This is a genomic window from Mesorhizobium sp. B2-5-3, assembly GCF_006441005.1.
In the GTDB taxonomy this organism is placed as follows: domain Bacteria; phylum Pseudomonadota; class Alphaproteobacteria; order Rhizobiales; family Rhizobiaceae; genus Mesorhizobium.
The window spans coordinates 196,173-214,292 of sequence record NZ_VFUS01000008.1 but is presented as its reverse complement, the minus strand read 5'-3'; the positions used below and the strand labels follow the sequence as shown (position 1 = coordinate 214,292).

Genomic DNA, 18,120 nt, shown 5'->3' with positions numbered 1-18,120 from the left:
GTGATCGGGTTCCTGCGCTTTCGCTGCCGCTGTTACCCTGACCGGTGCCACGCCCGGTGTTCGCTCGTCCATTCTCGTTGAAAATCAGCGTTTGCAGGCGCTTGGCGCTTGACTCCGATGCGTCCATGTGAAAAATTTTGCAGAAACTGAAAAAAATATCAGAGGGCGGAACGTGGTTGGATTTGGAAACGGCCTCTTGCGCGATGATGAAACCGGCATGGCGGCACGCGCCGCCTGGCTTCATTACGCTGGCGGCCTGACCCAGTCCGAGGTTGCCAAGCGCCTCGGGCTGACCAGCCTCAAGGCCCACCGCCTCATCACCAAGGCCAATCAGGAAGGGCTGGTGAAGGTCTATATCGACGGCGAAGTCTCGGAATGCGTCGAGCTCGAGGACGAGCTGTCGCGCCGCTACGGCCTCGATTATTGCGAGGTGGTTCCCGATTTCGATTCCGAGGAATTGCCGCTCAAGGCGCTCGGCATCGCCGGCGCGCAATTCCTCAAGCGTGAGATCGAACGCGGCGAGCAGGCGCTGATCGGCGTCGGCCATGGCCGCACGCTCGCCGCCTGCGTGGAATACCTGCCGCGCAGCTCGACAGACAAGATCCGCTTCGTTTCGCTGCTCGGCGGCTTGACGCGGAAGTTCTCGGCCAACCCGCATGACGTCATTCACCGCCTCGCCGAGCGCACCGGCGCCGAAGCCTATGTGATGCCGGTGCCAATGTTCGCCAACACGGTGGACGACCGCGCGGTATTGCTGGGACAGAAGGGCATCAGCGAGGTTTTCGATCTCGCAAGATCCGCCGACCTTTTGTTTGCCGGCATCGGCACGGCCGAACGCGAAGCCTCGCTCGTCGCCACCGGCATGATCGAGAAGGGCGAGATGGAGGAGATCCGCCGCAATGGCGGCGTCGGCGAATTGCTCGGCCATTTCTTCGACGATGCCGGCAAAGCGGTGGCGACAACCCTTTCCAATCGGGCGCTGGCGCTGGCGCGCGAGGACATCGCCAGCCGCCGGATCGTCGCGGTCGCCGGCGGCAAGGTCAAGGTTCGAGCCGTCAAAGCGGTGCTGGAGGGCCGCTATCTCAAGGGCCTGATAACTGATGAGCGGACAGCGCGATCGCTCGTGGAGGAGACGCCAGTCGGGTAGCCGGCGTCGGTTCAGTTAAAACTACCCTGTGGAGGAGAAGACCAAATGCATGAGAAAGAGAAAGACCTCATTGACGCTTTCCTGCGCGGACAAGTCGACCGTCGTGGGCTGATCAAGGGCCTGGGTGCGATGGGCCTTGCCGCCGGCACGGCCGGTACGCTGCTCAATCTTGGGCAGACCCGGGCGCTGGCCGCCGACTTCGACTGGAAGGCGCACCAGGGCAAGACCATCAAGCTCCTGCTCAACAAGCATCCCTATGCGGATGCGATGATCGCCAACCTCGAAAACTTCAAGCAGTTGACCGGCATGAATGTCGTCTACGACGTGTTCCCGGAAGACGTCTATTTCGACAAGGTCACGGCCGCGTTGTCGGCGAGCTCGCCCGAATACGATGCCTTCATGACCGGCGCCTATATGACCTGGACCTACGGCCCAGCCGGCTGGATCACCGACCTCAATGAATGGACCAAGGATCCGGCCAAGACCAACCCCAACTATGCCTGGGATGACTTCCTGCCCGGCGTCAAGAACTCCTGCGCCTGGAACGGCAAGCCGGGCGGCGCTCTGGGGTCCGAAGACGCCAAGCAATGGTGCATTCCGTGGGGCTTCGAGCAAAACAACATCACCTACAACAAGGGGATGTTCGACAAGGCGGGCGTCAAGGTTCCCGGCAATATGGACGAGATGGTGGCCGCGGCCGCCAAGCTCACCAAGGATGTCGGCGGCGGCGTCTACGGCATTGGCGTGCGCGGGTCGCGCTCCTGGGCGACGATCCATCCGGGTTTCCTTTCGGCCTACGCCAATTTCGACCAGAAGGACCTGAACGTGTCGGCCGACGGCAAATTGTCGGCCGCCATGAACACCGCCCAGTCCAAGGCTTTCCACAAGCAATGGGTGCAGATGATCCAGGAAAGCGGTCCGAAGGACTGGTCGACCTACACCTGGTACCAGGTCGGCGCCGATCTCGGCGCCGGCGCCTCGGCGATGATCTTCGACGCCGACATCCTCGGCTACTTCATGAATGGCGGCGACAACAAGATGGCCGGCAAGCTTGCCTTTGCCGCCTTCAAGGCCAACCCGGAGGCCAAGGCGCCAACGCCGAACATCTGGATCTGGTCGCTGTCGATGTCCAACTTCTCCAAGGACAAGGACGCCACGTGGTACTTCATGCAGTGGGCCTCCGGACCCGAGCATGCTCTGTTCGGCGCCACCAAGATGGATTTCGTCAATCCGGTCCGCCAGTCGGTCTGGAAGGATGAGACGTTCCGCGAGAAGCTGAACAAGAGCTATCCCGGTTATGTCGAGATGTTCGACGCCTCGGCGCCGGGCGCCTCGATCAAGTTCACGGCGCAGCCGCTGTTCTTCGATCTCACCACCGAATGGGCGGCGACGCTGCAAAAGATGGTGGCCAAGGAAGTGCCGGTGGACGAGGGTCTCGACAAGCTGGCCGAAAGCATCAACGGCCAGCTCAAGGAAGCCGGCCTCGGCTAGATGTAACAGAGGACCGGCCAGCCTTGGCAGGCCGGTCCTCACCTGACCTTTTCAAGATTGCGACGCGGGGCCGTAAGGTGGCCGCCAATTCGCCCGACCGGCCGCCTTGCTCCCTTGGGCGGCCGGTCGGGCGGAGCGACAGGGACAACGGAGCAGCACGATGACTGCGGTGGTATCGCAAAGGCCCAAGCCCTCGGGCTTCAGGATCAGCAAGAGAGTGCTGCCCTACGTGCTCAGCCTGCCGGCTCTGCTGGTCTGCATCGGCATCCTGATTCCGTTCCTGACCTCGGTCGTCTATTCCTTCCAGCGCTATCGGCTGAGCCAGCCCTGGGCGCGGCAGTTCAACTGGGGCGACAACTACATCTCCTTCTTCACCGATCCGAAGTTCTGGAACACGCTCAAGATCTCGCTGCTCTATGCCGGCACCACGGTGGTGCTGGAACTGCTTCTCGGCCTGGCCATCGCGCTGCTTTTGCAGAAGCGATCGACCCTGAACAACTTCATCTCGATCATGCTGCTGATGCCGCTGATGACGGCGCCGGCACTGGCCGCGCTGATGTGGAAGCTGATGACCAATCCCGGCTTCGGCGTGCTGAGCTATCTTGCCAGCCTCATCGGCTTACAGGATTTCCGCTGGGCCTCGTCGCCGTCGACGGCTTTGTTCACCGTCGTTCTCGTCGATATCTGGGTCTACACGCCCTTCATCATGATCCTGCTGCTTGCCGGCCTGCGCAGCCTGCCGACGCAGCCCTTCGAGGCCGCGGCCCTCGATGGCGTGCCGAGGAGCTTCGTCTTCTTCCGCATCACGCTGCCGATGCTGACGCCGTATATCCTGACGGCGACTTTGTTCCGCCTGCTCGATTCCATCCAGCAGTTCGACATCATCTACGCCATGACGCAAGGAGGACCGGGCGACACGCTGACCGTCTTCCAGGTCGAGGCCTATCTCAACTTCTTCCAGTCGACCAATGTCGGCCGCTCGGCGGCGCTGATGATCATCCTGTGGGCGATCACCTATTTCCTCTCCAACATCTTCATCAAGAACTGGCTCAGGCTGCGCGAGCGCGCCCGTGGCCAGGCATAGGAGGAGCCAGCCATGGAACACACCTCCTTGCTTGAACGCACCCTGCGCGGCGCGGCACTCACGCTGGTCGTGATCTTCTTCATGTTCCCGATCGTCTGGATCCTGATGATGTCGTTCCAGACCAACGAGACCATCCTGCGCATTCCGCCGCAGCTGGTCTTCGAGCCGACGCTTGCCAATTACACAGCGCTGATCACCGGCAAGCTGACGACCGCCGCCGGCACGCTCGACATCGCCTTCATGCGCAACCTGTGGAATTCGGTGTTCCTGTCGGTGACCTCGGTGGCGGTCTCGCTGCTGCTCGGCGTCCCGGCGGCCTACGCCTTCGCTCGGCACAAGTTCCGCGGTTCGGAGGACATCGCCTTCACGCTGCTGTCGTTCAGGTTCGCGCCGGCCCTGCTGGTGCTGTTGCCGCTCACGCTCTATTTCCAGAAGCTCGGGCTGGCCAACACCTATATCGGGCTGATCTGGGTCTACCAGCTGATCTGCCTGCCGCTGATCCTGTGGATCGTGCGCGGCTATTTCGAGGATATTCCGGCCGACATCGAATATGCCTATCGCATCGGCGGCCATTCCTGGTTTGCCACCTTCCGCAAGATCGCGCTGCCGCTCGCCGGCCCCGGCATCGCCGCTGCCGGCCTGCTTGCCTTCATCTTCGCCTGGAACAATTTCGTCTTCGCGCTGGTGCTGGCCTCGGCCGACAAGCAGCCGGTGACGGTCGGCGCGCTCGCCTTCATCACCTCCTCGGGCATCCAGTACGGCCAGATCTCGGCGGCCATCGTCCTGTCGATCACGCCGACGCTGGCGCTCGCCCTCTATGCACAGCGCTATCTGGTCGAAGGCCTGTCGCTCGGCGCGGTGAAGGGGTAGTTCCATGGCCAGCCTCGAACTCAGAAACCTCGTCAAGCGCTACAAGAGCCAGACCGTGCTCGACAATCTTTCGCTGACCGTCGCTGACGGTGAGACGCTGGTCCTGTTCGGACCCTCCGGCGCCGGCAAGACGGTGCTGCTGCGCCTCGTCGCCGGCGTCATCGACCCCGACGAAGGCAAGATCCTCATCGGCGGCGAGGACATGACCGACGTCGACGCCGAATTCCGTGGCGTCGGCATGGCGTTCCAGAATTTCGCGCTGTTTCCGCATATGAGCGCATTCGACAACATCGCGACGCCGCTGGAGGCCAAGCGGTCGTCGCAGGGCGCGATCAAGGCCGGCGTCGAGAGCGTCGCCAAGCTGTTGAAGATCGCCCATGTGCTCTCCCACAAGCCGCGTGCGCTCTCCAATGGCCAGAAGCAGCGCACCGCGCTTGCCCGTGCGCTGGTCGGCTCGCCACCGCTGCTGCTGCTCGACGATCCCTTGCGCAATGTCGATGCCAAGCTGCGTTTCGAGATGCGTCTCGAACTGCCGCGCCTGCTAGCCGACCGCGGCGCCACCGTCGTCTACGTCACCCAGGATTATAAGGAAGCCATGGCGCTCGGCGACCGCATCGCGGTGATGTCGCAAGGCGTCATCAGCCAGCTCGGCACGCCCGAACAGATCTATCGCGAGCCGGCCAACATCGAGATCGCGCGGCTGTTCGGCGACCCGACCATCAACCTGCTCGACGTCAAGCCGGCGCTTGGCGCCAAGGGAATCCATGTCGCCCTGTCGAATGTGCAGGTCCATCTCGGCGGGGCTCCCGAGACCGCGGTCGGCCGCGACTGCATCATCGGGCTCAGGCCGGAAGCACTGCATTTCGTCGGAGAAAATGAACCCGGCGCCATTCCGGTGACGGTCGAGGCCGAAACCCCGCTCAACGAAAAGATCGTCACGCTGGTGCGCACGTTGCGCGGCCGCGAGATCCTGGTTTCGCGGCCGGCCGGAACACCGGGCCGCAGCGAAGGCAAGGCCCACATTGCCGTCGACGGCAAGAGCGCCCTGTTGTTCGATCGCGCCGGCGGCGAGCGCATCGGCTCGAAGAATGTCGTCAGTTTGCGCAACGGAGAAGCCGCATGAGCGCGAGCGCACTCACCATTTCCGGGGTCGACAAATTCTATGGCCCGATCGACCGGGGCGTCCACGCCGTCAAGAAGCTGACGATGGAGATCGGCAAGGGCGAGATCGTGGCGCTGCTCGGTTCGTCCGGCTGCGGCAAGACCTCGACGCTGCGCATGATCGCCGGCTTCGAGGAGGTGTCGCGCGGCGCGATCTCGGTCGCCGGCCGCCAGGTGCACACGCTGCCGCCGGTCAGGCGTAACGTGGCGATGGCCTTCGAGGGCTATTCGCTCTACCCGCCGCTGACGGTGCGCGAGAACATGGCCTTCGCGCTCAAGGCGGCCCGGCTGCCCAGAAGCGAGGTCGAGGCCAGGGTCGCCAGCATCGCCAAGCTGCTCGAGATCGAGGATATATTGGAGCGTTACCCAAGCTCTATCTCCGGCGGCCAGCAGCAGCGCGCCAGCCTCGGCCGGGCGCTGATCCGCGACGCCGATTTGCATCTGCTGGACGAGCCGATGGGGCAGCTCGAACCGCAGCTGCGTGCCGTGCTGCGCGGCCGCATCAAGCATTTCATCAAGGAGCGCGGCTTGACCGCGATCCTGGTCACGCACGACCAGACCGAGGCCAATGCGCTTGCCGACCGCATCGCGGTGATGGAAGGCGGCGTGCTGCAGCAGTTCGATACGCCGGACAGGATCAAGGAGCGTCCGGCGAACCTGTTCACCGGCACCTTCGTTGGCGAGCCGCCGATGAACGTCTTCGAGGCCTATGTCGGCGCCACCGCCGGCCGCATCAATCTCAGGCTTCCCGACGGGCTGTCGCTGGACTACGACAAGGACGCCTTCAGCGCTCCGGTCCGCGACCAGCTGCTCAGCCGCGAGCGGGTGGTCATCGGCATCAGGCCTTATGCGGTGCGGCGCTCGAAGGAGGGTGTTCCCGCCAGGGTCTCGGCCAACCAGTGGCTTGGCGACCAGACCCATATCGCGGCCGATTTCGCCGGCGGCTCGCTGGTCCTGGTCGAGCACGACCGCACCCGGCTGGACCTTGGCGCGCCGATCAATGTCAGCATCGACCCGAAGAACCTGCATGTCTTCGACCAGGCGAGCGGCGAGGCCATTTCGCACGGCATGGAGCTCGCCTGATGCGTGATCTCTTGATCGGTATCGACGCCGGTACTTCCGTCATCAAGTCCATCGCCTTCGACACGAAAGGCCGGCAGATCGCCGCCGCGGCAACGCCGAACCATTACGAGACGCGGCCGGGCGGCGGCGCCGAACAGGATCTTGCGCGCACATGGGCGGATGCGGCGGCGACCTTGCGCCAGCTCGCCGAGAAAGTGCCCGATCTCGCCGGCCGGACCATCGCCATCGCGGTGACCGGGCAGGGCGACGGCACCTGGCTGATCGACGGCAAGGGCGAGCCGGTGGCGAAGGGCTGGCTCTGGCTCGACGCGCGCGCCGCCGGCGTCGTCGAGGAGATCCGCGCGCGGCCCGAGGACCGGCTGCGCTTCGAAAAGACCGGCAGCGGGCTCGCCGCCTGCCAGCAGGGCTCGCAGTTCGTGTTCATGAAGCGCAACATGCCTGAAATGCTCGACAAGGCGGCGACGGCGTTTCACTGCAAGGACTGGCTCTATTTCAAGCTGACCGGCGAGCGCGCCACCGACCCCTCCGAGGGAACCTTCACCTTTGGCGATTTCCGCACCCGCGACTATAGCGAGGATGTGCTCGACGTGCTCGGCGTCGCCGACCTCAGGCATTTGCTACCGCCGGTCACAGACGGCACCAGGCACAGCGCCGGTCTGTCGCAGGCGGCGGCCGCCGCCACCGGCATACTTGCCGGCACGCCGGTCGTGCTCGGCTATGTCGACGTCGTCTGCACCGCGCTTGGCGCCGGCCTGCTCGACCGCGAGCGCAAGCCCGGCTGCACCATCATCGGTTCCACTGGCATGCATATGCGGCTGGCCGAGACGCCGGACGACGTGCAACTGAACGAGGCGGCAACCGGCTACACCATGGCCATGCCGGCGCCCGGCGTGTTCGCGCAGATGCAGTCCAACATGGCGGCGACCCTCAACATCGACTGGGTGCTTGGGCTCGCTTCCGGCATCCTCGCTTCGCAAGGCATCACCCGCAGCAATGGCGAGATGATCGCGCTCGTCGACACCTGGATCGCCGCCTCGCAGCCCGCCTCGCTGCTCTACCAGCCCTATGTGTCCGAGGCCGGCGAGCGGGGGCCGTTCGTCGATGCCAATGCCAGGGCCGGCTTCGTCGGCATATCCTCGCGCCACGGCTATGCCGACCTGGTGCGCGCCGTCTTCGAGGGATTGGCCTTCGCCGCGCGCGATTGCTACGCCGCCATGGGGCCATTGCCGCGCGAGATCCGGCTGACCGGAGGCGCCGCCCGAAGCCCGGCGCTGCGCAAGATCCTCGGAGCCGCCGTCGGCGCAGACATCCGCACCAGCCAGCGCGAGGAGGCCGGGGCGGCCGGCGCGGCGATGATAGCCGCGGTCTGCGTCGGCCTGTACAAGTCGATGGACGAATGCGTCACGGAATGGGTGACGCCGCTGCTTGGCGAGGCGGAGCCGAGTGATAGGGACCTCGCCGCGATCTACGACAGGATGACCCCGTCCTACATGTTGGCGCACCAGGCGCTGCGGCCGGTCTGGCGCGCGATGGCTTCGGTGCAGGCAAATTGAGAAGTCGAGTATGCCCAGGAAAATAGCGATCATTGGCGACAACTTCATGCTTCCGGAGGTGTTTCGCGCCAAAATCGAGAAGGTCGCGAGCGGTGACCTCGATGTCAGGACATTGCAGACCGCCTGGCCCGACGAGCCGATGGAATTCGGCGATCCGGCGCTCGGCCTCGACAAGGTCAAGGAGTATTTCGGCCGTCCCGACGAGGTCGTCGAGTTCATTGGCGACGCCGAGATCCTCGTCACCCAGCTTGCACCATTGTCGGAGGGCATGATGCGCCGCCTGCCGGCCCTGAAGCTGGTCGCGGTGTCGCGCGGCGGCCCGATCAACATCGACATGGAAGCGGCGCGCGCGCATGGCATCACCGTCGTCAACGTGCCCGGCCGCAACGCGACCGCCGTGGCCGAATTCACCATCGGCGCCATATTGGCCGAAACGCGGCTGATCCGGGTCGGCCACGAAGCGCTGCGCAGGGGCGAATGGCGCGGCGATCTCTACCGCGCCGACCGCACCGGCCGCGAGCTTAGCGAGATGACGGTCGGCGTCGTCGGTTACGGCAATATCGGAACAAAGGTAGTCAGGCTGCTGCGCGCTTTCGGCTGCCACGTTCTGGTCAGCGACCCCTATGTGCAGTTGAGCGCAGAGGACCGCAACGCCGGCGTCGAACTGGTCGCGCTTGACGATCTCCTATCCCGCTCCGACGTGGTCACGCTGCATTCGCGGGTGACGCCGGAGACGCGCGGCCTGATCGGCAAGGACACCATCGCGCGGATGAAACCCGGCGTGATCTTCGTCAACACGGCGCGCGGGCCGCTGGTCGACTATGACGCACTCTATGAGGCGCTTGTTTCAGGCCAGATCGCCAGCGCCATGCTGGAGACGTTCGCGGTCGAGCCTGTGCCGTCGGACTGGCCCTTGCTGCGGCTCCCCAACGTGACGCTGACGCCGCATATCGCCGGCGCCTCGGTGCGCACCGTGACCTATGCGGCCGAGCAGGCCGCCGAGGAAGTGCGCCGCTATATCGCCGGGCTGCCTCCGGTCAATCCGTGCTGAGGCGGCAGCCATGGTGTGTAAATCCGGCAGCGAGATCGTGACGAGATGAGCGGCGGACCCGAAATCGTCGACCTTTTCGTCATCGGCGGCGGCGTCAACGGCGCCGGCATAGCCCGCGATGCGGCAGGCCGCGGCCTCTCCGTCATCCTGTGCGAAAAGGACGATCTGGCGGAAGGCACCAGTTCGCGATCGGGCAAGCTCGTCCATGGCGGCCTGCGCTACCTCGAATATTACGAGTTCCGCCTGGTGCGCGAGGCGCTGATCGAGCGCGAGGTACTCCTGGAATCGGCACCGCACATCATCTGGCCGATGCGCTTCGTGCTGCCGCACAGTCCTGACGACCGGCCGGCCTGGCTGGTGCGGCTCGGCCTGTTCCTCTACGACCATCTCGGCGGCCGCAAGCGGCTGCCGGCCACCCGCACGCTCGACCTGCGCACCGCGCCCGAGGGCGCGCCGATCAAGGACGAGTTCAAGCGCGGTTTCGAATATTCCGATTGCTGGGTCGACGACGCCCGTCTCGTGCTGATCAATGCGCTGGATGCGCGCGAGCGCGGAGCGAAGATCTTCACCCGAACCGCCTGCACCGCCGCCCGCCGGGAAGGCGGCCTCTGGTCGGTGGAGATGCGCGACGGCAAGACCGGCGTGAAAACCACCGTGCGAGCGCGGGCGCTGGTCAATGCCGCTGGCCCTTGGGTCAACGACATCATCAACCGCGTTGCTGGCCAGAACTCGACGCGCAATGTCCGCCTGGTCAAGGGCAGCCATATCGTCGTGCCCAAATTCTGGGAGGGCCGCCAAGCTTACCTCATCCAGAACAGCGACAAGCGGGTGATCTTCATCAATCCTTATCAGGGCGATCTCGCCTTGATCGGCACCACCGACATTCCCTATGACGGCCGACCCGAGGACGTGGCGGCGGATGAGAGCGAGATCGAATACCTGATCAGGGTGGTCAACCGCTATTTCAAGCGCGGCCTCGCGCGCGGCGATGTCGTCTATTCGTTCTCCGGCGTCAGGCCGCTCTATGACGACAATGCCGACAACCCGAGCGCCGTGACCCGCGACTATATTTTCGAACTCGACGCGCCGGATGCTGAGGCGCCGCTGCTGTCCGTCTTCGGCGGCAAGATCACCACCTTCCGCAAGCTCGCCGAGCATGCGCTGGACAGGATCGCTCCGTTCTTCCCCCGGATGGGCAAGCCCTGGACGGCGAAGGCCCATCTGCCTGGCGGCGACATCGCCAATGCCGATTTCGAACAGTTTCTAGGCGATCTCGGGCGGGAGTATCCATGGATGCCTGCATCGCTGCTCAAGCACTACGGCCGGCTCTACGGCACCAGGACACGTCTTCTGGTCGGCGCGGCCCGTTCGCTCGCGGAACTCGGGCGATGCTTCGGCAAGGATTTCTTCGAGCGCGAGGCCAGTTACCTGTTCGAGCAGGAATGGGCTGAGACACCGGCCGACATTCTCGAACGGCGCACCAAGCACGGCCTGCATCTTTCCGCCGAGGAGAGATCGGCTTTCGAACACTGGTGCGCGAGCCGGCTGGCGAGGGCAGGGTGATGGCAATCATCGCCAATGTAGCGCGAAAGGGCTGAGAGGATCGCGATCGTGGCATTCACGCTCTCCCTCAACACCAATCCGCTGGTCAACCGCTTTGCCGAGCCTGACGACCTGGTCGATACCATCGCCTACGACATCGGCATCAGGGACATTCAGCTCACGCATGAATTCGTCAATCCGGGCTGGCCGGCGGCGACGATCGTGAAATTCGTCCGCCTGTTTCGTGGCGCACTCTCCCGCACGGGCGTGCGCGTGACCTCGGGCATGACCGGTCCTTACGGCCGGCTCAACCATTTCGGCCATCCAGACGCGGATGTGCGCCGCTACTATGTCGGCTGGTTCAAGACCTTTGCCGACATCTCGGCCGAGCTTGGCGCCGGCGGCATGGGTACCCAATTCGCGATCTTCACCCATCGCGATTATGATGATCCCGCGCGCCGCGCGCGCCTGTTCGACATTGCACTGGAATGCTGGCGCGAGGTCGCCGAACACGCCCGCGCGGCCGGGCTTAACTACCTGTTCTGGGAGCCGATGTCGGTCGGCCGCGAGTTCGGCCACACGATCGAGAATTGCAGGCTGCTGCAGAATGCGATCGACGCGGCCGGCATGGCCATTCCGCTGGAGATGATGGTCGACATCGACCATGGCGACGTCACCTCCAGCAACCCGGCCGATATCGATCCCTATGCCTGGGCCGAGGCTTTCCCCAGGAAGTCGCCGATCATCCACATCAAGCAATCGTCGATGAACAAGGGTGGCCATTGGCCGTTCACCGCGGCTCACAACAGGGACGGCCGCATCACGCCTGAAAAGCTGCTGGAGACTGTGCGGCGCGGCGGCGGCACCGACAACGAGATCTGCCTCGAACTGTCGTTTCGCGAGCGCGAACCGGTCGACCACCAGGTGGTCGCCATGATCCGCGAATCGGTCGACTACTGGGCGCCCTTTATCGACACGGGCAGGCCTGACCTGCTGCCGAAAAACGGGTAGAGGTCGGAGTGGGGAGCCGATGCCACTCGCGCTGTTGACGTCCAACCGGTTGGCCCGCCAGCGAAGCAACCAGATGACATATTAGATAATGCGAGTATTGCGGCAGCCTGCGCTGCTGATTGCTATAAAAGTACAATGCGAAAGATACTTTTGTTTAACTTCGCCATGCATACTGCGAATTGGTCCGATTTGTTGTCCGGCTTCCCTCGCGAACTAGAGAATCCGCATGTCGGTTACACGTCGCACGCTGCTCACGGCCGGAAGCGTCGGCTTGCTGGTCGCGCAAGCTCGGGCGGCCAACACTCCAGGACAGCAGGCGGAGATCGCTCCCGTCATCAGCGACAATGCGCTGCGCATTGCGATGCCGGCCTTTGCCTCCGATCCATTTTTCCCGGCCGATGGATCGGGGGACAGCGGCATAGACATGGAACTGGCCCGCGGCATAGCAGCGGAGCTTGGCGTCGAGCCGGTGTTCGACCGATCCGCCGCAACGTTCGACGGCATGGTGAAACAGCTGACTTCCGGCCAGGCGGACATAGCCATCGGCAAGCTCAGCCGAACCCTTCGCCGTGGCCGCTCAATCCTCTATTCCCGGCCCTATGCCATGCTGCACCAAGGCCTCATCGCCAATCGCCTCAACCTGGCGCGCATCGCGCAAGGCAAACCACCCGAGCAGATCATCCGCGATTTCTCGGGCGATCTCGGCGTGATCGAGGGCTCTTCATTCGCAACCTATGCGGCGACGACCTTCCCGCATGCACAAGTTCATCGTTTTGCAGGCTGGGACATGGTTGTCGATGCGATCCGCGATGGGACGATCGACATGGCGTATCGCGACGATTTCGAGATCAAGAAGCTGATGGTCGACGATCCGTCGATGACGGTCGCCGCGCGCTCGATCACGCTGACCGACAAGGTAGACACGATCGCAATCGGTGTGCGACCGGACAATCCGCATCTCGCGGCGTTTATCGACCTTTACCTCGATCTCGCGCGCGGTCAGCAGGTTCTCAACACTGACGAGATCATCGCGCGCTACCGGTTGGGGAGCAAAGCCTGACGATGGCCGTCACGGAAGCAGCCGGACCCTTGGCTTTCGATTGGCGCCTGGCGGCGAGGCGCATATTGCGCTCGCCCGCGACGACGATTGCGATGATCGGGGCGGGAATCCTTTGCGGCCTCTATTATCCAGCATTTGCCCATGCGATCAGCCCTGTGGCGCAGCTCTACCTGAATTTCCTCAAGATGGTCGTCCTGCCCTACTTGGTCTCGTCGGTCATCTTCTCGATCATGTCGATGGTTCAGGATCCGAACTCGGTCCGTTACCTTGGCCGGGTGGGTATGGCGGTGCTGGTCGTGTCGTTCCTGAGCGTATTGGTGAGTGGCACCTACTCGCTTGTCCTTCAGCCGGGCCAGATCGAGAATCCTCAATCGCGCATCGAGCTTGGCGAGTTCATCAATTCGCAGGGTAGCGTATCCACCGATCTCGCATTCCCCTATCAACCGCCACCCAATGAAGGCTCCGACAACGGGCATTCGATACTGCTCGATCTTGTGCCGAACAACGTCTTCAGCGCGCTGGCCTCCGGTCAAACCATCCAGGTCCTGCTGTTCTGCCTGCTTTTCGGGCTCGCGATGGGCAAGATTCCCCAGCCTTCGTCCATGAGCCTGTCTCAGGCGCTGAACGCGGTTTACCGGGCCTGCACGGTCCTTACCAACTGGTTCATCTGGGGATTGCCGTTTGCAACCTTCATCCTGATCGCGGATCAGACCGCGTCGACCGGAACCAAGCCGCTCACGCTGATGGGCGGTTATCTGCTGGTGATGGGTCTTTCCTGCCTCACATTCATCGCCGGCGCATTTGGCGTTATCGCCATCCGCTCTCGGCGAAGCTACTGGGCCACGATCAAGACCTGTCAGCCCCTTCTCATGGTAGCCATCACCACGCGCTCTACCGTCGCCTCGCTTCCGTGGGTCATAAACCTGCTGAGCGAGCGTCTGCGGTTCAGCCTCGTGGTCGTCGAACTGCTCGTGCCGCTGCAGGCGGCACTGCTGCGGACAGGCCCGGCGCTGCTTTACACGTCTGGTGTTCTTTTCATCGCTCAGCTCTACGGCCGTCCGCTGGCAATCCCCGACCTCCTGCTCGTCGGCATCACCTCGGCGCTTCTCGCGCTCACGACCGGCGGCATGGGCAGCCTGCTCATCCTGTCCCAGATGTCGATCGTCTGTGGCTACTTGAAGATTCCCTTCGAGGCGGCTTTCGCCCTGTTCGTCGCCGTCGACGCGGCCGTCGACACGTTCATGACGCTGTCCAGCGTCTGCACCGTGGCGGCGAGCACCGCAATGATCGCGCCCAGCCACAGGGAGACAATGCAGCCTGTCGAAGCGGCGTCGGAACAGCTCGAAGCCGAGCCCGCTCGATGATCGACCATGGCATCAGCCTCCAGCTCGGCGTCATTGGCGGCCTCGGGCCGTTGGCATCGGCTGACTTCTACTTCAAGCTGACCCGAATGACCCAGGCGTTCCGGGACAATGAGCATGTGCCCGCCGTCATCCTCAGCGTGCCACAGCTGCCTGACAGGACCGAGGCGATCCTTGCCGGCCATGACGGTCCGCTGGCGTCTTTGAAAGCCGCGGTCTCGACGCTCAATGCGCTCGGCGTTGCCTGTATCGCGATGCCGTGCAACACCGCCCATCATTGGTATGAGCAGTTGGCGGCGAGCTCGCAGGCGCGGATCATCCATATCGCCGACGCGGTCGTAGCTGAAACCCATCGTAGCCTGGGCCGAGGCAACAAGGTTACGATCCTCGCCACGCAGGGCACGCTGGTCTCCGGCTTCTATCGGGACAGGATGTCGGCGGCGGGATTTGAGCTCTGCTTTCCCGCCGTCACGGAATTCCAGGGCCGCGTCGATAGCGCGATCGGCCTGGTCAAGGGTGGTTCGATCGCGGAGGCGGCGAGCGAAACTGAGCGCGCGCTTGAAATCGCGCGATCGGCCGGCGCCGATACGGCCGTTCTCGGCTGCACCGAACTGTCGGTGGTGGCCGCCAGCCTCAACCCTACGAACGGATTGGTCGTCATCGACAGCAATGCAGCCTTGGCGCGAGCCTGTTTGACACGGTTGGGCTTCGCCGCGCAGGACGTTCCGCGACCTCGGCCGGTGTTCTCATCCCGCAAAGAGCTGGAGCGGTTCGGCGGTTCTATCCAACACTGAACCGCTCCGGGAATTGGTCGTTTAGCCGAATTTCGGATCGAGGCTGCCCGCTTTGTAACGCTTGGCCATTTCCGAGACCGGCAGCGGCTTGATCTTCGGCGCGTTGCCGGCGGTGCCGAACTGCTCGAAACGCTCCTTGCACAGCTTCCTCATCGCCGCCATCGCCGGCGTCAGATATTTGCGCGGGTCGAATTCCGAGGGATTTTCCATCAGCACCTTGCGGATCGCGCCGGTCAGCGCCATGCGGTTGTCGGTGTCGATGTTGATCTTGCGCACGCCATGCTTGATTCCGCGCTGGATCTCTTCCACCGGCACGCCCCAGGTCGGCTTCATCTGCCCGCCATATTTGTTGATGATCTCCTGCAGATCCTCCGGCACCGAGGACGAACCATGCATGACCAAGTGCATGTTCGGCAGGCGGCGGTGGATTTCCTCGATGACGTTCATCGCCAGCACCGCGCCGTCCGGCTTGCGCGAGAATTTATAGGCGCCGTGGCTGGTGCCCATGGCAACCGCCAGCGCGTCGACATGGGTGTCGCGCACGAACTGCTCGGCCTGCACCGGATCGGTGAGCAATTGGTCGTGGCTGATCGCGCCTTCGATGCCGTGGCCGTCCTCCTGCTCGCCGCCGCCGCTCTCCAGCGAGCCCAGCACGCCGATCTCGCCCTCGACCGAAACGCCGCCCCAATGCGCCATGTCGACGACGCGCTTGGTGATGCCCGAATTATAGGCGTAGTCGGCCGGCGACTTGCCGTCCTCCTTGAGTGATCCATCCATCATCACCGAGGTGAAACCATGCTGGATCGCGGTGACGCAGGTAGCCTCGTTGTTGCCGTGGTCGAGATGCATGCAGACCGGGATGTCGGGATGGATCTCGACCAGCGCATCGATCAGCTTGGCCAGCACCACGTCATTGGCATAGGCACGCGCACCGCGGCTTGCCTGCAGGATGACCGGCGACTTGGTCTCCTCCGCAGCCTCCATGATGGCGAGGCCCTGTTCCATGTTGTTCATGTTGAAGGCCGGCACGCCATAGCCGTATTCGGCGGCGTGATCGAGCAATTGTCTCAGTGTGATGCGAGCCAACGAATAGTCTCCCGTATCTGGTTTCTAACCTGTGCTTGCTGGCTGTCCGCGCATCGTCCAGCCCACCGATGCTTCTGGCCGGATTTCCGCGCAACCGCAACCTCAGACACCGTCCCGGCAGCAATTCTTGTTACAGGGCCGTGATGAAAGCCACGGGAATATCCCAGGAAAACATCTCATTATCACAAAAATCATGATAGTTTCAGGAAGAAATATGTTATCTTATCGAGGAGCCAGCGTCGGTTGGCGGACATCGGCAGCAATGAAGAGCGATAACAGGCGTCAAGGCATCATGGACTTTCTGATGGACGTCGGCGCGGCGAGCGTCGACGATCTTGCCTCACGCTTTGGCGTCTCCAGGATGACGGTGCATCGTGACCTCGACGACCTTGAGGAGAGCGGTTTCCTGCGCAAGGTGCGTGGCGGCGCTTCGATCCAGCCGAGCGGTCTCTTCGAAAGCGATTTTCGCTACCGGCAAAAGCAGGCGACAGGGGAAAAGCAGCGCCTTGCGGCGGCCGCCGTGGCGATGATCGAACCCGGCCAGACTGTCATCATCGACGACGGCTCGACGGCTGGCGGCATCGCACGGCATCTCGCCGATTTCAGGCCGCTGACGGTGATCTCCAACAATCTGGCCGTCATCCAGGACCTGGCCGGCGCCGGGGGCATCGACCTGATTGCGCTCGGCGGCCAGTATAGCAAGAAGTTCCACGGCTTCTTCGGACTGCTTGCCGAGGCTTCGCTGAGATCGCTGCGCGCGGACGTCGCCTTCCTGTCGTCATCGGCTATCCACGGCGCCTCCGCTTTCCACCAGGACCAGGAGGTGGTGCAGATCAAGCGGCTGATGATGGAAGCAGCGACCCGCAAATACCTTCTGGTCGATCACGGCAAGTTCGGCCGCACGGCGCTGCATTTCCTGACCGAACTCGAGGCGTTCGATGCCGTCTTCACCGGTCGCGCGCCTGAGCCTGGAATGCGCGCCGCACTGGATGCCGCCGGCGTTTCGCTGACGGTGGTCGCCAACAAGGATTGAGGATCAAGGAGCGCAGGCGTGGTTTATTGGGTCGGTACAAGCTGGAAGATGAACAAGACGCTCGCCGAGGCGCTGGATTTCGCCGGGGTGTTGGCCGGCTTCGTGCCAGGCTTCGACGAGCGCATCCAGCCTTTCGTCATCCCGCCTTTCACGGCAGTGCGCGAGGTCAAGCAGGCGCTGTCGTCGACGCGGGTCAAGGTCGGTGCCCAGAACATGCACTGGGCCGACGCCGGCGCCTGGACCGGCGAGATCTCGCCGCTGATGCTGAGCGACTGCGGTCTCGACCTGGTCGAACTCGGCCACAGCGAACGGCGCGAGCATTTCGGCGAGACCGATCGCACCGTCGGTCTGAAGACGGCGGCCGCCGTCAAGCACGGACTGATACCGCTGATCTGCGTCGGCGAGACGCTGGCGGAGCGCGAAAGCGGCAAGGCGGATGCGGTATTGATCAGCCAGGTCGCGGGTGCGTTGCAGTTCCTCGAAGGCGAGGCGAAGGCGGCAAAAATTCTGTTTGCCTATGAGCCGGTCTGGGCGATCGGCGACAAGGGTATTCCGGCCAGCTCCGTCTATGCCGACAAACAGCAGGCGCTGATCAAGAAAGTGGCCGGCGGCCTGCTGCCGTCCATCCCACCGGTGCTCTATGGCGGCAGCGTCAATCCCGGCAATGCGGCCGAGCTGATCAGCCAGCCCAGCATCGATGGCCTCTTTATCGGCCGCTCGGCCTGGCAGGCGGAGGGCTACATCGACATCCTCAGGCGCGCCTCGGCGACGATCTGAACAAACGAAATCTCAT

General features: G+C 63.5%; 16 protein-coding genes. 15 read left to right on the top strand and 1 reads right to left on the bottom strand.

The annotated features are described in order from the left end of the window. Positions 1-172: 172 nt before the first annotated feature. The 13 genes from FJ867_RS20385 (at position 173) to FJ867_RS20325 (ending at position 15,208) form a co-directional block, all read left to right on the top strand. Entirely contained in the window at positions 173-1,147 is a 975-nt protein-coding gene (locus FJ867_RS20385; protein WP_181165158.1) for a sugar-binding transcriptional regulator, read from the top strand. 45 nt (positions 1,148-1,192) lie between these two features. Then, positions 1,193-2,638 (top strand): extracellular solute-binding protein, encoded by a 1,446-nt coding sequence (locus FJ867_RS20380; protein ID WP_140818401.1) that lies wholly within the window; start codon positions 1,193-1,195, stop codon positions 2,636-2,638. A gap of 160 nt (positions 2,639-2,798) precedes the next feature. Continuing rightward, positions 2,799-3,722: a sugar ABC transporter permease gene (locus FJ867_RS20375; RefSeq protein ID WP_013896837.1), complete on the top strand. Its 924-nt coding sequence runs from the start codon at positions 2,799-2,801 to the stop codon at positions 3,720-3,722. Between the two features lie 12 nt (positions 3,723-3,734). Next, on the top strand, positions 3,735-4,592 hold the full coding sequence (locus FJ867_RS20370; protein ID WP_140497759.1) for a carbohydrate ABC transporter permease: 858 nt from the start codon (positions 3,735-3,737) through the stop codon (positions 4,590-4,592). A gap of 4 nt (positions 4,593-4,596) precedes the next feature. Beyond that, positions 4,597-5,715: an ABC transporter ATP-binding protein gene (locus FJ867_RS20365; RefSeq protein ID WP_140497761.1), complete on the top strand. Its 1,119-nt coding sequence runs from the start codon at positions 4,597-4,599 to the stop codon at positions 5,713-5,715. Then, complete coding sequence (locus tag FJ867_RS20360; RefSeq protein ID WP_140497763.1) at positions 5,712-6,836, top strand: ABC transporter ATP-binding protein; 1,125 nt, start codon at positions 5,712-5,714, stop codon at positions 6,834-6,836. The genes FJ867_RS20365 and FJ867_RS20360 overlap by 4 nt, the downstream gene beginning before the upstream one ends. Next, positions 6,836-8,389, top strand: coding sequence for an FGGY-family carbohydrate kinase (locus FJ867_RS20355; protein WP_140818399.1), 1,554 nt, complete (start codon positions 6,836-6,838; stop codon positions 8,387-8,389). Before FJ867_RS20360 ends, FJ867_RS20355 begins: the two co-directional genes overlap by 1 nt. A 10-nt stretch (positions 8,390-8,399) precedes the next feature. Continuing rightward, positions 8,400-9,440 (top strand): 2-hydroxyacid dehydrogenase, encoded by a 1,041-nt coding sequence (locus tag FJ867_RS20350; RefSeq protein ID WP_140672564.1) that lies wholly within the window; start codon positions 8,400-8,402, stop codon positions 9,438-9,440. A 45-nt stretch (positions 9,441-9,485) separates the two neighbouring features. After that, entirely contained in the window at positions 9,486-11,003 is a 1,518-nt protein-coding gene (locus FJ867_RS20345; protein ID WP_140497769.1) for a glycerol-3-phosphate dehydrogenase, read from the top strand. Between the two features lie 48 nt (positions 11,004-11,051). Continuing rightward, positions 11,052-11,993, top strand: coding sequence for a TIM barrel protein (locus FJ867_RS20340; protein ID WP_140559302.1), 942 nt, complete (start codon positions 11,052-11,054; stop codon positions 11,991-11,993). A gap of 226 nt (positions 11,994-12,219) precedes the next feature. Then, entirely contained in the window at positions 12,220-13,053 is an 834-nt protein-coding gene (locus tag FJ867_RS20335; RefSeq protein WP_181167181.1) for a transporter substrate-binding domain-containing protein, read from the top strand. Positions 13,054-13,055: 2 nt separating this feature from the next. Continuing rightward, positions 13,056-14,417 (top strand): cation:dicarboxylase symporter family transporter, encoded by a 1,362-nt coding sequence (locus tag FJ867_RS20330; protein ID WP_140818397.1) that lies wholly within the window; start codon positions 13,056-13,058, stop codon positions 14,415-14,417. After that, a complete protein-coding gene (locus tag FJ867_RS20325) occupies positions 14,414-15,208 on the top strand; it encodes an amino acid racemase (RefSeq protein WP_140663172.1) in 795 nt (264 codons plus the stop codon). The genes FJ867_RS20330 and FJ867_RS20325 overlap by 4 nt, the downstream gene beginning before the upstream one ends. A gap of 21 nt (positions 15,209-15,229) precedes the next feature. Here FJ867_RS20325 and fba read toward each other — a convergent pair whose 3' ends face one another. Next, a complete protein-coding gene (fba, locus tag FJ867_RS20320; RefSeq protein ID WP_140663169.1) occupies positions 15,230-16,294 on the bottom strand; it encodes a class II fructose-bisphosphate aldolase in 1,065 nt (354 codons plus the stop codon). A 262-nt stretch (positions 16,295-16,556) separates the two neighbouring features. Between fba and FJ867_RS20315 the strand changes: the two genes are divergently transcribed. After that, positions 16,557-17,327 carry a DeoR/GlpR family DNA-binding transcription regulator gene (locus FJ867_RS20315; protein WP_140520894.1) on the top strand — a complete coding sequence of 257 codons (771 nt, stop codon included), beginning with the start codon at positions 16,557-16,559 and terminating at the stop codon, positions 17,325-17,327. Between the two features lie 18 nt (positions 17,328-17,345). After that, positions 17,346-18,104, top strand: a complete 759-nt coding sequence (locus tag FJ867_RS20310) for a triose-phosphate isomerase (protein ID WP_140818395.1) — start codon at positions 17,346-17,348, stop codon at positions 18,102-18,104. The last annotated feature ends 16 nt before the right edge of the window (positions 18,105-18,120 follow it).

Coding starts and splice junctions, on each gene's coding strand:
- FJ867_RS20360 (WP_140497763.1), top strand. CDS start 5,712: ATGAGCGCGAGCGCACTCACCATTTCCGGGGTCGACAAATTCTATGGC.
- FJ867_RS20330 (WP_140818397.1), top strand. CDS start 13,056: ATGGCCGTCACGGAAGCAGCCGGACCCTTGGCTTTCGATTGGCGCCTG.
- FJ867_RS20350 (WP_140672564.1), top strand. CDS start 8,400: ATGCCCAGGAAAATAGCGATCATTGGCGACAACTTCATGCTTCCGGAG.
- FJ867_RS20365 (WP_140497761.1), top strand. CDS start 4,597: ATGGCCAGCCTCGAACTCAGAAACCTCGTCAAGCGCTACAAGAGCCAG.
- FJ867_RS20370 (WP_140497759.1), top strand. CDS start 3,735: ATGGAACACACCTCCTTGCTTGAACGCACCCTGCGCGGCGCGGCACTC.
- FJ867_RS20355 (WP_140818399.1), top strand. CDS start 6,836: ATGCGTGATCTCTTGATCGGTATCGACGCCGGTACTTCCGTCATCAAG.
- FJ867_RS20325 (WP_140663172.1), top strand. CDS start 14,414: ATGATCGACCATGGCATCAGCCTCCAGCTCGGCGTCATTGGCGGCCTC.
- FJ867_RS20375 (WP_013896837.1), top strand. CDS start 2,799: ATGACTGCGGTGGTATCGCAAAGGCCCAAGCCCTCGGGCTTCAGGATC.
- FJ867_RS20345 (WP_140497769.1), top strand. CDS start 9,486: ATGAGCGGCGGACCCGAAATCGTCGACCTTTTCGTCATCGGCGGCGGC.
- FJ867_RS20380 (WP_140818401.1), top strand. CDS start 1,193: ATGCATGAGAAAGAGAAAGACCTCATTGACGCTTTCCTGCGCGGACAA.
- FJ867_RS20335 (WP_181167181.1), top strand. CDS start 12,220: ATGTCGGTTACACGTCGCACGCTGCTCACGGCCGGAAGCGTCGGCTTG.
- FJ867_RS20315 (WP_140520894.1), top strand. CDS start 16,557: ATGAAGAGCGATAACAGGCGTCAAGGCATCATGGACTTTCTGATGGAC.